The sequence below is a fragment of the Flavobacterium sp. GSP27 genome (genome assembly GCF_003970395.1).
Classification (GTDB): Bacteria; Bacteroidota; Bacteroidia; order Flavobacteriales; family Flavobacteriaceae; genus Flavobacterium.
The window spans coordinates 51,552-67,961 of sequence record NZ_RYDP01000013.1; the positions used below are offsets into that span (position 1 = coordinate 51,552).

The 16,410-nt window shown below is 34.2% G+C and carries 12 protein-coding genes, 1 other RNA gene and 1 pseudogene; 6 read left to right on the plus strand and 8 right to left on the minus strand.

Features of this window, described 5'->3' with window-relative positions; all coding sequences use genetic code 11:
- Positions 1 to 564: 564 nt before the first annotated feature.
- Together ssrA and EKM05_RS11725 are read right to left on the minus strand one after the other, a co-directional pair.
- Positions 565 to 961: a transfer-messenger RNA gene (gene ssrA / locus EKM05_RS11720) on the minus strand.
- A gap of 106 nt (positions 962 to 1,067) precedes the next feature.
- On the minus strand, positions 1,068 to 2,267 hold the full coding sequence (locus EKM05_RS11725) for a serine hydrolase (RefSeq protein WP_126555487.1): 1,200 nt from the start codon (positions 2,265 to 2,267) through the stop codon (positions 1,068 to 1,070).
- Positions 2,268 to 2,516: 249 nt separating this feature from the next.
- Between EKM05_RS11725 and EKM05_RS11730 the strand changes: the two genes are divergently transcribed.
- A complete protein-coding gene (locus tag EKM05_RS11730; protein WP_126555489.1) occupies positions 2,517 to 3,719 on the plus strand; it encodes an NAD(P)-dependent oxidoreductase in 1,203 nt (400 codons plus the stop codon).
- A 171-nt stretch (positions 3,720 to 3,890) separates the two neighbouring features.
- Positions 3,891 to 4,898 carry an LLM class flavin-dependent oxidoreductase gene (locus EKM05_RS11735; RefSeq protein ID WP_126463369.1) on the plus strand — a complete coding sequence of 336 codons (1,008 nt, stop codon included), beginning with the start codon at positions 3,891 to 3,893 and terminating at the stop codon, positions 4,896 to 4,898.
- Between the two features lie 208 nt (positions 4,899 to 5,106).
- Here EKM05_RS11735 and fumC read toward each other — a convergent pair whose 3' ends face one another.
- Complete coding sequence (gene fumC, locus EKM05_RS11740; RefSeq protein WP_126463367.1) at positions 5,107 to 6,504, minus strand: class II fumarate hydratase; 1,398 nt, start codon at positions 6,502 to 6,504, stop codon at positions 5,107 to 5,109.
- Between the two features lie 250 nt (positions 6,505 to 6,754).
- Here fumC and EKM05_RS11745 point away from each other — a divergent pair, with 250 nt between their 5' ends.
- Positions 6,755 to 6,919, plus strand: a complete 165-nt coding sequence (locus EKM05_RS11745) for a hypothetical protein (RefSeq protein WP_091170588.1) — start codon at positions 6,755 to 6,757, stop codon at positions 6,917 to 6,919.
- A 124-nt stretch (positions 6,920 to 7,043) separates the two neighbouring features.
- Here EKM05_RS11745 and EKM05_RS11750 read toward each other — a convergent pair whose 3' ends face one another.
- Complete coding sequence (locus EKM05_RS11750; RefSeq protein ID WP_126555492.1) at positions 7,044 to 9,497, minus strand: outer membrane beta-barrel family protein; 2,454 nt, start codon at positions 9,495 to 9,497, stop codon at positions 7,044 to 7,046.
- Positions 9,498 to 9,594: 97 nt separating this feature from the next.
- Positions 9,595 to 9,939, minus strand: a complete 345-nt coding sequence (locus EKM05_RS11755) for an arsenate reductase family protein (RefSeq protein ID WP_126555494.1) — start codon at positions 9,937 to 9,939, stop codon at positions 9,595 to 9,597.
- Between the two features lie 97 nt (positions 9,940 to 10,036).
- On the opposite strand from EKM05_RS11755, the gene EKM05_RS11760 reads away from it, so the two are divergent.
- The 3 genes and pseudogenes from EKM05_RS11760 to EKM05_RS11770 all read left to right on the plus strand — a co-directional run.
- On the plus strand, positions 10,037 to 10,948 hold the full coding sequence (locus EKM05_RS11760) for a CPBP family intramembrane glutamic endopeptidase (protein ID WP_126555497.1): 912 nt from the start codon (positions 10,037 to 10,039) through the stop codon (positions 10,946 to 10,948).
- Positions 10,949 to 10,988: 40 nt separating this feature from the next.
- Positions 10,989 to 12,038: an AMP-binding protein gene (locus EKM05_RS11765; protein WP_126555500.1), complete on the plus strand. Its 1,050-nt coding sequence runs from the start codon at positions 10,989 to 10,991 to the stop codon at positions 12,036 to 12,038.
- A gap of 201 nt (positions 12,039 to 12,239) precedes the next feature.
- Positions 12,240 to 12,452, plus strand: a pseudogene (locus EKM05_RS11770) (transposase); the annotation flags it as partial.
- Positions 12,453 to 12,732: 280 nt separating this feature from the next.
- On the opposite strand, the gene EKM05_RS11775 reads toward EKM05_RS11770, so the two are convergent.
- The 3 genes from EKM05_RS11775 to lpxD form a co-directional block, all read right to left on the minus strand.
- Positions 12,733 to 13,155, minus strand: coding sequence for a DoxX family protein (locus EKM05_RS11775; RefSeq protein ID WP_126463356.1), 423 nt, complete (start codon positions 13,153 to 13,155; stop codon positions 12,733 to 12,735).
- Positions 13,156 to 13,472: 317 nt separating this feature from the next.
- Entirely contained in the window at positions 13,473 to 15,101 is a 1,629-nt protein-coding gene (locus tag EKM05_RS11780) for an acyl-CoA carboxylase subunit beta (RefSeq protein ID WP_126463354.1), read from the minus strand.
- 154 nt (positions 15,102 to 15,255) lie between these two features.
- Positions 15,256 to 16,257, minus strand: a complete 1,002-nt coding sequence (lpxD, locus tag EKM05_RS11785) for a UDP-3-O-(3-hydroxymyristoyl)glucosamine N-acyltransferase (protein WP_126463352.1) — start codon at positions 16,255 to 16,257, stop codon at positions 15,256 to 15,258.
- Between the last annotated feature and the right edge of the window lie 153 nt (positions 16,258 to 16,410).

Below are 16,410 nucleotides of genomic sequence, written 5' to 3' on the forward strand. Positions count from 1 at the left end.
GCATATATTTTTATTGAAAATTCATGCAATATGTTTTACATAACTCTATTTAGTTCTGTCTAATCTAAAATAATTTTTTATCTTTAGCGCTTTTAAATCATTCGATCCATGAATATCAAAGGTCACTGCTATCCACAATCTATTATTCTTCAAGCTGTATATTTCAAACTTTGATTTAAGTTAAGCTATCGTGATGTTGAGGAAATAATGAAAATGAGGGGAGTTCAGGTTGACTATACGACAATTCAGCGTTAAGTGTAGTACTGCAATCACATCTTGCAAAAATTCTATTACTCGTCTAAGCCAAGTAGATAAGCATGCATTTACAATTTTACAAAAAAACTTGGATTTACTTGTTGATTTAAAATCAATATATAATCGAGCTAATATTACCCAAAAGAGAGAATTTGTAAAACTGGTGTTCGACAGCAACTTATACTATCAGGATGGTATCTATCGAACACCTACAATGATTGATTTATTATCTCGTAATCACCTGTTAATGAAGGAAAAGGGTTTGCTTTTATACAATAAAAAAAGGGATGATTTTTCAATCATCCCATCCAGTGGAGTCGCCGAGAATCGAACTCGGGTCCAAACAAGCAACTAAAAAGCTTTCTACGCGTTTATTTTCTGATTGAGTTTTCGATACTGTGCTAGGCCAGAAACAGCCACACGATACTTATCTTCTTAATTTTGAAATCCACCCGAAGCTCATGGAAATCTAGGTTTATTTTTACGGTTCTCCTAAACTGAACGCCACAAACCAAGGCTTTCAAGGAGAATCCAGCTTTCCTATCTGATAGGAACGTGGCTTAATCGTACTATAATTCGGATTATGCAGCTAAAGCGTAGTTATTTTCGCCGTGTAAAATGGTAAGATCTTATATTTACGAGCAAGGTCTCAATGCTCGACGTGCTTACTTATCAATTCGACTTGCTGTCAAAACCAGTCGACCCCTTTTTGTTTAAAATTCCAATCCTGAATTTTAAGTTTGCAAATTTACACTTTTTATTGGGATTACTATTGCAAATCTAGTATCACTATTCTAAAATCATTCTTTTTTTTATTCATCTCTTAATTTGAATGGATAGTCGCCAAATAAAACAGCTAATTTTCGTACATTATATGTTTTTCGTGTAAATTTATTAGAAAGTGCTATAATAGTAACTCCTTCTTTTCTCAAAGTAATATAGGCTGAAGTATTTCCATGCCACCAGCCGTTGTGGAAATAAAAATTTTGTCCCGTTTCCCAATTGACCATTCGAATCCCCAAACCATAATTTTTTGTTCCTTTGCGTTCATTACTGTAGCCTTTATATACCTGACTTTGTAGTTCAGGTGTTAAAAAAGCAGCGCTATTTCTGGCTCTGTCAAACTTTAATAAATCACGTGGTGTAGAATAGATATTTTTATCTCCATAAACGGCATCCAGGTAATCTTTTCCTATCTCGACTTTGTTTCCTTTGTAGGATGTAACGGCAGTATCTTTATCTCTTTCATAATCAAAAACATACGTATTTTTCATATTAAGTGGCTTGAAAATAATTTGTTTCATAGCCTCTTTATAGGGAAGTTTTGTGATTTTTTCAATTATTAGTGCTAACATGGCATAATTGGTATTGCAGTAACTAAAACGGGTATCGGTTTTGAATTCTAAACCAATGTCTTTTGTAGCCATGATCGTCAGTATGTCTTGATTGGAAAGTATGTTGTGTCGGTCCCATATCGTTTTGTCTCGATCTGTAAAATAGGCGTAATTACGCATGCCGCTTCTGTGATTCAATAATGTTTTTATCGTAATTTCCGGATACGGAAATTCCTTCAGAATTGTATTTACCTTTTGATCCAATTCGATTCTTTTTGCGTTTACTAATTTTAAAATAGCCGTTGCCGTAATAACCTTGCTGACAGATGCAATGTGCAGCGGCGTAGATTTAGTAATGACTGTTTTGTCTTTGAAATTTGCATACCCTTCATATTTTTCATAAATAATTTGACCGTTTTTAGCAACCAGAAAACTTCCATTTGCGCTGTTATTGGGCCAATTTTTTTTGTAAAAAGAGTCTATTTCTTTTCTTTTTGAATCGACATATTCCGCGGTAAGTTTGGGCTCTAGGTTTGTTAACGGCTTCATTTTAGGCAATGTACTCTTTGGAAGTTGGGCATCACTTAATTCAACTTTCTTTTTCTCCTTGGCGCAGGAGCTCAAAATCAAAAAGAGGAGGTATATATGTAGTATCTTTGTTTTTTTTATAAAATTCATTTCTGTGGTGCTGGAAAGGCAAATATATAGAATCAAAGCCTTTTTGTTTGTTATTTTTTCTAAACCTTAACACTATTTTATCAGTAGACAGGGTACTCATTTTTGTATCATTTTGTACTTCAGTGACTAGGAGTGTACTGCCTGCAGATTTTAATTTTAAAATAAATTCAAATTCGTTTAAATTGTTATATTTGTAACAAATAAACGATATAAAGTTATATTAAACTAAATCAAAAGCATTCAAAACGTATGAAATTTGGAATTTTAAAAGAACGGAAAAATCCGCCGGACAGAAGAGTTGTTTTCTCACCTAATGAATTAACAAAGCTGAAACAACAGTATCAAGAGTGTATGGTAAAGGTAGAATACTCTGATATTAGAGTTTTTACCGACTCTCAATATGAAAATCAAGGCATCGAATTGACTGATGATATCAGTGATTGTGATGTTTTGTTTGGGGTAAAAGAAGTACCGGTAGAAAATTTGATTCCTAACAAAACCTATTTCTTTTTTTCGCATACCATAAAAGAACAGCCCTATAACAAAAAATTATTGCAGGCTGTTTTAGAAAAAAATATCGATTTGTACGATTATGAAACAATTGTAGATGCTAACAATCGCAGGTTAATTGGTTTTGGTCGTTATGCAGGGATAGTAGGGGCATACAACAGTATTCGTGCTTTTGGAATAAAATTCGAATTGTTCAAATTGCCAAAAGCAGAAACATTATCCGGTAAAGAAGCCTTAATAGCTCATTTAAAACGATTAGTATTACCGCCTTTAAAATTTGTTATTACAGGAACAGGAAAAGTGGGAAACGGAGCCAAAGAAATTTTGGATGCTATAAAAATAAAGGAAGTTTCGGTGGAGAATTATTTAACTAAAAACTATTCGCAGCCTGTTTATACTCAAATAGATGTCTTAGAATATAACAAACGAAAAGACGGGCAGGTTTTAGATTTTACTGATTTTTATCACAATCCAAAAGAATATGTTTCTGATTTCGAAAGATTTACAAAAGTGTCTGATATCTATATAACAGGACATTTTCATGCCAATGAGGCTCCGGTGATTTTGACCCGAGAAATGCTTCAATCCAATGATTGCAAGATCAAAGTAGTGGCAGATGTTTCTTGTGATGTGAATGGGCCAATAGCCTGCACCCTCAGATCATCAACAATTGCTGAACCTCTCTATGGGTATGTGCCAAATGAAGATAAAGAAGTGGATGTGTTTCATCCTGCGGCAATTGTGGTTATGGCAGTTGATAATTTGCCGTGTGAATTGCCTAAAGATGCCAGTGAGGGATTTGGAGAAATGTTCATGGAACATGTAATTCCTGCATTTTTCAATGGAGATAAAGATGGAATTTTGCAAAGAGCCAAAATAACTGAAAAAGGAAAACTGACTCCACGATTTAGTTATTTACAAAATTATGTTGATGGAAAATAAATCTTTTTTCTTATGAATCCAAAAGCCCTGAATACAACGTTGCCGGTTTTTTTTATTAAAAGTTTTTAGACATGTTTTTTTTTGGTTTTATAATATTATAAATCAATTAACACCAGACAATTTTTGGCTCGACCGAAAATGATTATTTTTGTATAAAATCAGAAATTTATAATGACTAAAAAGATTCCAATTTCCATATTAGAGTTAGCATTAATTACTCAAGATAGCGATGCAAACGAAACATTTAAAAAAACAACAGCACTGGCGCAACTGGCTGACAGTTTAGAGTACGACCGTTTTTGGCTAGCCGAACATCATAATATGGCTAATGTAGCCAGTACAGCAACGGTTGTTCTGATTGGTTATATTGCCAGCCAGACTCAGAATATCCGAGTGGGTTCTGGAGGTATAATGTTACCCAATCATGCTCCGTTAATTATAGCGGAACAGTTTGGAACCTTAGAAATATTGTTCCCCAACAGGATTGATTTAGGATTAGGAAGAGCGCCGGGAACAGATGGATTAACCGCACAAGCGATTCGGAAAGATTTCTTTGAGCAATCGCAGCGATTTCCTCAAAATGTTGCCGCACTGCAAGAATTTTTCTCTAAAGATAATGCTATAGCCAAAGTGCGTGCTTTTCCTGCCGAAGGAACGAATGTTCCCATTTGGATTTTAGGTTCCAGTATGGATAGTGCTGCTTTGGCTGCTGCCAATGGTTTGCCGTATGCCTTTGCCGGTCATTTTGCGCCAAAACTAATGCATCAGGCATTTGAGTTTTATCGAGAAAATTTCAAACCTTCCCAATTTTTAGAAGCACCCAAAACTATGGCTTGTGTAAACGCCATAGCTGCTGATACGGATGAAGAAGCGGAAAAATTATCAACCAGTTTGACTCAAATGTTTTTGAACTTGATTCGGAATGATAGAAAACAATTACAACCGCCTGTTGATTCGCTAGATGGGATTATGCGTGAAGAAGAACATTTTCATGTGAATCAAATGACTGCTTGTTCGTTTGTAGGAAGCAAAAAGAAATTAGAAACAGAATTGAAACAATTTATCGAATATACGCAAATTGATGAATTGATGATTACAAGCCCAATTTTTGATCATGAAGACAAATTGAAAAGCATTCGAATCATGAAAGAAGTTATGGATACAATTAATAAGAAATAAAAACTATAAGACATTCTTTCTCAAAGCATAAAGAAACTTAATTGACTTATATGATGAAAAAAAATAATCAGATAAGCCATGTAAGCAAAGATTAATTTTTAAATTTTGCTATTTAGAATATAAATACATACAAAGAAACCCTGCAACGTTACATTGCAGGGTTTCTAATTTACAGCTTAATAATTAAAAATTCAACATTGATAATTAATTATTTAAGGCTTCCCACCATATCTTCGGGTTTAACCCAAGCATCAAAATCTTCTGGAGTTACGTAGCCTAGACGAACAGCTTCTTCTTTGAGAGTTGTTCCGTTTTTATGTGCAGTTTGTGCAATTTCAGCTGATTTGTAATACCCAATTTTAGTATTCAAAGCCGTAACTAACATCAATGAGTTGTCAACTAATTCTTGAATACGTTTGTAGTTAGGTGCAATTCCTTGTGCACAATGTTCGTCAAAAGACATACAAGCATCACCAAGTAATCTGGCTGATTGCAAGAAATTTGCAGCCATCAAAGGTTTGAAAACATTTAATTCATAATGACCTTGCATTCCTCCCACAGAGATGGCAACATCATTACCCATCACTTGTGCGCAAACCATTGTCAATGCTTCACATTGTGTTGGGTTTACTTTTCCTGGCATGATGGAAGATCCCGGCTCATTTTCAGGAATAAGGATTTCTCCAATTCCGGAACGTGGTCCAGAAGCCAGCATACGGACGTCATTGGCAATTTTATTCAATGAAACGGCTAGTTGTTTTAAGGCACCGTGCGTTTCTACAATGGCATCGTGCGCGGCAAGTGCTTCAAATTTATTTTCGGCAGTTACAAATGGATGTCCGGTAAATTCAGCGATGTATTCGGCAACTTTTACATCGTATCCATCAGGAGTATTCAATCCTGTTCCTACGGCTGTTCCTCCTAAAGCCACTTCGGATAAGTGTGCCAATGTATTTTTAACCGCTTTCAAACCGTAGTTCAATTGTGCTACATATCCTGAAATTTCCTGACCTAATGTTAGTGGCGTAGCATCCATTAAATGTGTCCGACCTATTTTGACTACTGTATTAAATTCAACTGCTTTGGCATGAAGCGTGTCTCTTAATTTTTCAACTCCGGGAATAGTAACTTCAACTACTGCTTTGTAGGCTGCAATGTGCATTCCGGTAGGGAAGGTGTCATTTGAAGATTGGGATTTATTCACATCATCATTGGCTTTGATGAATTGTTCGCCTTCGCCAATGTTGAATCCTTTGAGAACTTGAGCACGATTGGCAACTACTTCGTTCACGTTCATATTACTTTGTGTACCAGAACCCGTTTGCCAAATTACCAATGGGAATTCATCATCTAGTTTTCCGGCTAGAATTTCATCACAAACCGCAGCAATGGCATCTCTTTTTTCGACTGGTAAAACTCCTAAATCACAATTGGCATACGCTGCTGCTTTTTTAAGATATGCAAAACCTTCCACGATTTCTTTTGGCATGGAAGCTGATGGGCCTATTTTGAAGTTGTTCCTGGAACGTTCTGTTTGTGCACCCCAGTATTTGTCAGCGGGAACCTGCACTTCACCCATGGTGTCTTTTTCTATTCTGAATTTCATTTTGTTGTTATTTAAAAATAATTATGTTGTTTATTACGTTTTTAGCCCCGATGGCAACGGAAATCCTTTTCTTTTTATTTTCAAAAAGAAAAGATTGGAGCGTACAGCGGGAAATAGCTCCAAATTCTGAGTTCAAAAATACGGATAATTCCTTTTTTATAAAAATTGATTGATAGTTTTTATGGTTTTTTATTGGTACGAAAAGGAATTAAACTTACATTTGTGGCTACATTCAAAAATTCCGGAAAACATGTTTGAATTTTCACAGTATTTAGGCTTTTTACTTTTCTTAACCATCCTTACTATAGGATTTTGGTTAATGTTTTTTCTTGTAGGTTTCGTTCAATATTGGATTGGCGGCGCATTATGGGAAATGTATAAAGAAAGAAAAGCAAAGAAAGAACAATCAGTATAATCTGTTTGTTAAATAAAAAAAGGACTTCTGAAAAGGAGTCCTTTTTTTATGCTTATACTTTTCAATTTTATTAGCTCCGATGATTTATAAAAAAAAAGACCCATTTTCATGAGTCCTTACTTTATTATCCTTGATAATCTCCTTCGTTATCATTTTGCAATTTTTTAGGCTGTTTTTCTTTTTCGTTTTTTGGTTTGTTAAAACGATATGTGAATGACAAACTAAACTGTCTGACTCTCCATTGCATCTCACCGTAGGAGTTTGCAAATCCGGGAAGGTTTGTTTCCATCATTCTTTTTCTGGAATTGAATACATCGCTGATATTAAACGAAAGCGTTCCTTTGTCTTTCATGATATCTTTACTGAATGCTAAGTTTGCACTAAAAACACCTAGACGATTTCCTTGAGCACTTTTTTCTGCACCATTATAAGTCGCATTCGTTTGCCAGTCAATTTTGTACGGCAACGAAACTTTTGAGGTGATTCTGGTGAACCATGATGTTGCGATATTGTCAAAATTTTGTGTAATTATTTTGTTGTTGAAATCAGTATAAACAAAATCTCCTTGTGTTTCGTTTCTGAAGAAATTGAAATTCCCGTTTAATTTCCACCATTTGTACGGAGAATAATTTAACGTGAATTCAAAACCTGCTCTATATTCTGTAGCTAAATTAATTGGTGAACTGATTGTTATTGGTATGCCGTTAACGAAATCTCCGGATTCTCTTCTTGCAAATTGAAAAACATCTGTTGTTTTATTTACATATAGGGATGTATTAAAGGTAAGTTTATCCCATCTTTTGATATAACCAAAATCAATAGCATCTGAAAAAGCAGGATCTAAATCTGGATTTCCCACAAAAATATTGATATTACTAGACAAGTTGCTGAATGGATTCAACATTCGTCCTCTTGGTCTTTGTATTCTTCGGCTGTAGCTTACCGAAGCGCTGCTTTTGTCTGAAATTTCATAAGTAAAGAAGGCGCTTGGGAAAAAGTTATTGTATTTTTTAGTATTAAAATCATTAGTTGCCAATTGATTGATATTAATATTAGAATCCTCAAAACGCAATCCTACTAAGACAGAAAATTTATTTATTTTCATTCCATATTGGGTGTAAACAGCATTCACTTTCTCCTTATATTCTAATGTATTGGTGAAGTTTTTATTGATTAGGCCGTCATTTTCAACTTGATAATCCGTGAGTAATTCTGAAAAATCACCACGATATCCAGCCTCAAACTGACCTCCTTCGCCAATAGGCAACACATAATCCATCTGTAGTAAATTTCGACTTTGACTTTGGTTGTTGAGGGTGTTGTCAAATTTTACCTTAGCGGTATTGGTAGCTCTATCCGTAATTACTGCTATTTCGAGGTCTTTACTAGTTGAAAAGGAACCGTCAAGGGTTAATTTATGTCCTTCTTTTTTGAATTTTTTAGTAAAATTAGTTGCAAATTCTACATTTTCACTATCACTGTTTTCTAAATTGATTCGGTTGCGAGTGTAATCAAAAGTATTGTCTGCTTCAAAATAATTCTGAAAAACATTATCCCGATTATCTCCGTTATTTTTTCGGTAATTGAATGTATTGGTCCATGCGGTGGTCTCGTTTAAATACAATTCTATTCCAAAATTTCCATTGTACCCTTTACTAAATCGGTCATTTTCTCGGGTTTCATTTACAATATTGTTGATAGTGTTGTCCGCATTTAAATAATTGGTATTTGTAAGAGCGTTTCCTGGACTGTTCCGCTTGTTGTATCCTTGAGTAGTGAAAAGATTAAAGTTGTCAGATTTATAATTTAATGTACCACTCAAACCATTATTTTCAGGATAACCTGCCGAGCCAATAAATGTTCCGTTTAAACCGCGGTTTTTTCCTTTTTTCAAAATGATATTTAATAATCCACCACCACCTTCCGCATCGTATCGTGCTGATGGGTTAGTGATCACTTCTACTTTTTCAATGGCATCCGCAGGAATCAATCGCAAGGCTTCCGCGATATTTATGGCATTTGAGGGTCTGCCATCAATAAGAACGCGAACATTATCGTTTCCACGAAGACTTATATTTCCTTCAATATCTACCGCTACAGAAGGAATGTTGTCTAACACATCACTTACAGTTCCACCTTTTACCATCAGGTCATTACCCACGTTGTATACTTTTTTATCTAATTTGATTTCGACAGTAGTTTTTTCAGATCGAATAATAACCTCATTTAATTGATTTGCATCCTCCTCTAAACTAATCAATCCTAAACTGGTGTTAACCTGAAGGTTTTTTTGCTTAATTTCATTTACTTTGAAAGAAATAAATTCAATATTAATATCGTAAACACCTGGAATAACTTCTATATCAAATTCTCCTTTTGGATTTGTTATTCCTCCGGCAACCGGTTTTGGATTGTTAGGATTCAGGAATGTTATAGTAGCATATTCTAAGGGTTGTTTGCTGATTTTTTCTATTACTTTACCGGAAATTTTAATTTTTTGGGTGGGAGCTTGTTGGGCAAAACTAAATAGTGTAGTAAAGAAAAGCACTACAATTAAAACAGATTTCATTTTTTTCATTTTAAAAAAACTTTGGTTACAGTCGTTAGATTGTAAAAGTAAGAGATGGTTTAATAGTACAAATCATAAAAAAATGTTAATTAAAAAAATAAGAATTTTAGGAAATAAAGGCCTCTACTTTTTCTAAATCTCTTCCTATTATTGCTTTATTTCCCATGATAACCAGGGGTCTTTCTATCAGAATTGGATTTGATAGCATAGCTTGAATGATTTGTTCCTCATTCATCGTTGTTCCTTTGAAATTTTCAATCCAAATTTTTTCTTTTTGACGAACCAATGCTATCGGTGTTATATTTAGTTTCTTTATAATTGCAGACAATTGTTCAAAAGTAGGCGGACTTGTCAGATAATTGATTACTTCAAACTCTTTTTCTGATTTTTCTATTAATGCAAGACAATTTCTAGATTTTCCGCAACGTGAATTATGGTATATTTGTATCATATTTAGTCGTTTTTAAATAATTATTAAAAGCATTAGATTAGTGGTAACAAAAATAACGTTTGTGAAACTAATCAAGTATAAAATTAAATTAAAATAGATGTTTATAGCGCAGGGTTTAAAATCAGATAATACGTTTTGGAAATATATTAAGGGGTCATTTATATTTATTTTTGCTTCAACTTTGGGTCAGTTGCCACTTATAATTCTTTTAATTTATGAAACAACAGTTAAAGGAAAACCATATCCTTCAAATAATGAAGCTTTAATGCAGTTTTTTAAGCCTAATTTAAACTTATTTTTAGTCCTGATTCCATTTGTGGTTCTCATGGGAAGTATTATTTTGGTTGTGCGTTATTTGCATCATCAAACGCTACTTTCGGTAACTACTTCACGGGTTAAAGTAGACTGGAAGAGAATCGTATTTTCCTTTTTAATTTGGGCGGCATTTACTGTTGTATCCACATTGTTATTTTATTTTTATAGTCCAAGTGATTTTGTGATCAATTTTAAGCCTGTTCCATTTGCTATTTTGGTTCTCATCGGTATTGTTTTAATTCCGATACAAACTAGTTCTGAAGAATATATTTTCAGAGGCTATTTGATGCAGGGATTTGCGAACCTTGCTAAAAACAAGTGGTTTCCGTTGCTGATGACTTCTGTTATTTTTGGGGGAATGCATTGGTTTAACCCTGAAGTAGTTAAGATTGGTCCTATTATTTTAGTATATTATATAGGAACCGGATTGTTTCTTGGAATGATTACCTTGATGGATGAGGGTATGGAACTCGCATTGGGATTTCACGCAGCTAATAATTTAGTGGGTGCATTGCTGGTCACTTCGGATTGGTCTGCCTTTCAGACACATTCTGTTTTTAAGGATATTTCGGATCCCTCTGCGGGATTAGATGTTATTGTGCCGGTTGTTTTTATATACCCGATACTTTTATTTATCTTTAGTAGAAAATACAACTGGACAAATTGGAAAGAAAAATTAACTGGAAAAATTTAGTAAAAGAACAGTTTCAATAATTTATAAAAAAAACGCAATCATGGTCAATACAATTACGTATCAAAATGTTCATAATCTATTTAAAATGAATGGTTATCATCTAAATCGAAACGATTTATGCAGAGTAGCGTATAGTTTTATCAAAGAAGGGGAAGAATATGAAAAAGCTGTGGGTGATTTTATCCTAGATTGGTTTGACAACAAATCCTATCTAGAATTGAATACATCAGGCACCACTGGAATCCCAAAAGTGATTCGAATAGAAAAACAAGCCATGGTAAATTCAGCCATTGCAACCGGTGATTTTTTTGATTTGCAACCAGGTAATAAAGCGTTACATTGTTTGCCAACTAAATATATAGCCGGAAAAATGATGTTTGTAAGAAGTTTTATCTTGGGTCTTGATATTGATTTTGTTGCCCCAAGTTCAAATCCCTTGTTAAACAATGAAACTAAATATGATTTTGTTGCCATGGTGCCTTTACAGGCTCAAAATTCATTGACAATGTTGAAGAATGTCAAAAAAATGATTGTTGGCGGCGCTAAAATGAATAAAACTCTTGAAAAAGGACTTTGTAAATTGAAAACCAAAGTGTATGAGACTTATGGAATGACGGAAACCATCACGCATATTGCGGCAAAGGAAATAGGTGAGGTGGCTTTTTCAGTATTACCTAATATAAAAATAGCTAAAGACGACAGAGATTGTCTGGTTATTAATGCACCTAAAATTTCAAGCGAAGCAATTGTTACTAATGATATAGTAGAACTGATCAATGAGAACCAATTTATTTTTTTAGGTCGAATTGACAACATCATAAACAGCGGAGGAATTAAATTAATTCCAGAGCAAATCGAGGAAAAATTAGCTACTATGATTCATTCCAGATTTTTTGTCACTGCAAAACAAGATCTTGTTTTAGGAGAAAAATTAGTATTGATTATTGAAGGGGAACAACAAATTATAGCTGAAACTGTTTTTGATGTTTTGGATAAGTATGAAAAACCAAAAGAGGTTTTGTTTGTTGCAAAATTCGCTGAAACACAAAACGGAAAAATAAAGCGAAAAGAAATTACAGAAAGTATTTAAATTGTTTTTAATAAAAAAACATCCGCCTAAACGAGGGCGCTGAAAAAGTCTTTTTCCGAATAAATCGATAAATAAAAAGAGGGTAAATCTTAGGATTTATCCTCTTTTTTGGTATGTTTAGTTCTAATTATAAGAGTTTTTTTAGATGTTACTTCGACAGTAATCAACACATTTCAGTGAACATTCTTTGTCTATGATTTAATTATTCCAAAGAATAATTTTTTGAAAAAGATCAATGATTTAATAGATTTTCCTTAATTTATGACAAATTGTTAAATAAATACTGCACCAATAATGGACGTATGGCAGAAAGTCCCAATTCGTATGTTTAAGTATTTGCTTCTTAAAACAATTTGTAGCGTTTCGGATGTTGATGTAGTGGAAGGTTTGCGTTACAACATGTTTTTTAAATATAAATCCAGAACCATTCCGGTTTAAACTGTACAGGTGAAATAGCAATTTTCACAGTCAATTTAAAAAGAATATTTAAATTAATATTAGAAAAATGCAATCTACCAGAGTTACTTAAAAGGACTCTAGCTAAGCTTAAAGTAGGTTTATTGAACCTCCATTAAAAAATCAATCATAAAAAAAGAAAAAACGCTTGTAACCGATTATATAAATCCTGTTACAAGCGTTTTTTTATTATCTGAAAAATGATTCTGATCAAAATAAGGAATGTTTTTTTATTAAATTATTGCTGCATTTTAAAATAATAATCAGCTGAATTTTTCCCGCTTCCGTAGAATAAGAAAAATATGCAAGCTCCTAATATTAGCAATGCCAATAGTAAATTTTGAGAATGCATTGCTCCCATAAAATTTATTATAGTAGCACCTACCAATATGGGAAGTTGTGTTATTATAGCCCATCTTGTCAGTAAACCAAAAGCAATCATTATACCACCTACCATGTGTGCTGGAGCAATATAGTGGATAAGGAACATTCCGCCACCAATCCTGTCAATTGGAGATATTAGATCATTTAAATATTGGATGTTCGTTATAAAAGAGATTCCTTTCATAAACAAAAATACACCAAGTGTTATTCGTACCAAATCCACGGTTAAATAAGTGTGCGTATTCGCCCATTTGTTTAAATTTTTTACGCTATTCATAATACTATAGTTTTAAATATTTAGTACTAAGTTACTGAATTTTAATATAATAAATTATAATTGTTAAAGAAAACTAAACTTTGATTGTTTTTTTGTTTAAAAAAATAGAATTTCAGCTGTTGAGAATAAACCACTAATAATGCCGTCTTAATTTATAAGTGCAGCGTAAGTAAGTATATTAAATAATTAAAATGAATTTGGTTTAGATTTTCAGCACGTTATATCGCAAAGGGGCTAATGCTATAACTACCAATCCTTTGAATAAAGGCAATTATATATGTACAAAATAATAAATATAAGTTCCAGTAAATTAGGAGTTAAACTTGAATAATACCTAAGTTAAATTTTTTATCAATAGGCGAGTGGTTAGCCGCTTCTATTCCCATAGAGATCCAAGTTCGGGTGTCTAGGGGATCAATAATAGCATCTGTCCATAATCGAGATGCGGCATAATAAGGCGAAACTTGCTCGTCATATCTGGCTTTTATTTTATCAAATAATTCTTTTTCTTTTATTTCATCTACGAGTTCTCCTTTTGCTTTAAGCGAAGAGGCTTCAATTTGAGCCAGCACTTTTGCAGCTTGGGTTCCACCCATAACGGCTAATTCCGCACTTGGCCAGGCGAATATTAATCTTGGATCATACGCTTTTCCGCACATGGCATAATTTCCAGCACCATATGAATTTCCTACAATTACAGTGAATTTTGGTACAACGGAATTGGATACCGCATTTACCATTTTGGCACCGTCTTTTATAATTCCTCCATGTTCTGATTTAGATCCTACCATAAATCCAGTAACATCTTGAACAAAGATCAATGGGATTTTTTTCTGGTTGCAATTGGCAATAAAACGGGTGGCTTTATCTGCACTATCGGAGTAGATTACGCCACCAAACTGCATTTCACCATTTTTAGTTTTTACCACTTTTCGTTGGTTGGCAACAATTCCCACTGCCCAACCATCTATTCTGGCATAACCAGTGATAATAGTTTGGCCATAGCCGTCTTTATAAGCTTCAAATTCTGAATTGTCTACTAAACGATTGATGATTTCCATCATGTCATACTGCTCATTTCTGGCTTTTGGCAAAACACCGTAGATTTCTTTTTCGTCTAATGCTGGTTTTTGGGATTTAATTCGGCTGAAACCAGCTTTATCAAAATCACCTATTTTATCAACTATATTTTTTATTTTATCCAATGCATCTTTATCGTCTTTGGCTTTATAGTCGGTCACACCGGAAATTTCACAATGGGTAGTTGCTCCGCCCAGAGTTTCATTATCAATACTTTCGCCAATAGCAGCTTTGACAAGATAACTTCCTGCCAAGAAAATACTTCCTGTTTTTTCGACAATCAAAGCTTCGTCACTCATGATGGGTAAATAAGCTCCACCGGCGACGCAACTTCCCATTACAGCAGCAATTTGGGTAATTCCCATGCTGCTCATTTGGGCATTATTTCTAAAAATACGTCCAAAATGTTCTTTGTCCGGGAAAATTTCATCTTGCAAAGGCAAATATACTCCGGCGCTATCTACTAAATAAATAATTGGCAGTCGGTTTTCCATAGCAATTTCCTGTGCCCGTAAGTTTTTCTTGGCCGTTATAGGAAACCAGGCTCCCGCTTTTACGGTAGCATCATTGGCTACAACAATACATTGTTTGCCTCTGATGTATCCTATTTTTACCACAACACCACCTGATGGGCATCCACCGTGTTCTGCATACATTCCTTCACCAACAAATGCTCCAATTTCAATGCATTTCGCTTTTGGATCCAATAAATAATCAATACGTTCACGAGCGGTCATTTTGCCTTCACCATGTAATTTTTGAATGCGTTTTTCACCGCCGCCTAATTTAACTATGCTTAATTTTTGTCGCAATGCGGAAAGTAAAAGTTTATTGTGGTCTTCGTTTTTGTTGAAGTTCAAATCCATGATGAAAGAATGTTAAAAATAATTTTGGGCTAAAATACAAAATTCAACTAAATAAATTTTATTGGTTTAGAAAGAAAACGGAATATTTTTTTGATTTAAAAACAAAAAAACAGAAGTTGCCTCCTGCTTTTTTATGAATTTAATAAAAAAAAGGTTATTTATGTTTGGATTCATTTACAAGTCTTTTTAAAATTGCCCATTGTTTGAGTGCATCACGAGCTTCAACGGCCGGATACCCTAGCATGGTTTTTCCTGCAGGAATATCTCCTGTTACACCGGAACCGGCACCTACAATCGCACCATCGCCTATGGTGGTGTGATCCTTTATAGAAGCGCTTCCGCCAATGATTACGCCATTTCCTAATGTTACAGAGCCTGCTAATCCACTGTTTCCAGCCATAATACAAAACTTACCTAGTTTGCTGTTATGCCCAATTTGGACTAGATTATCAATTTTACAGCCGTCACCTAAAATGGTTGAACTGAATTTGCCTCTGTCCACACAGGTATTAGCGCCAATTTCGACACTATTACCAATAATTACATTTCCAATTTGCGGAATTTTGACCAAACCTCTTTGTGGGTCAGGCCGAAAACCAAAACCATCCGCACCTATAGTCGCATTAGGATGCAAAATACAATCATTGCCAATGTGACATCGTTCTCTGATAACCGTTCCTGACCAGATTACTGTGTTTTTACCAATCGTACATTCATCTAGAATGGTCACATTAGGATATACAGTGGAGTTGTCTCCAATTATGACATTAGGTCCTATATAACAGCCAGCACCAATTCGGGCACCAGTGCAAATAGAGGCAGTTGGATCAATCACAGCACTGGGATGAATGTCAATAGTAAATACTGGTGTTGGTGGAGCAAAGAGTTCTAGTACCTGAGACATCGCTAAATCAGCATTTTTAACTTTTATGAAAGCTCTATTTTCTCCGGGTTCTATAGCAATATCTTCATTGACCACTGCCGCACAAGCATTGGAAGTAAACCATAATTTTTCGTATTTTTTGTTTCCAATGAATGAAATTTCGGAAGCGGTAGCCATTTCTAATTGTTCAGGAGCAGTAATGTTTTGGGTAGTATTCCCTATAATTACGCCATTAAGAATCGCATTAATTTCTTGGATTGTATAAGATTTCATTCCGTGTAGATTGGATTTGGTTGTTTAATATTTTTCAAATAAAAGAATTTAGCGTTGAAATTCCTAATCTTACTAATTTCTTTAACAGGAATAAATGGAGTGGTTATATAAATTGTGAATACAATATTGTAATTGTTCCTTATCCTTTGGACA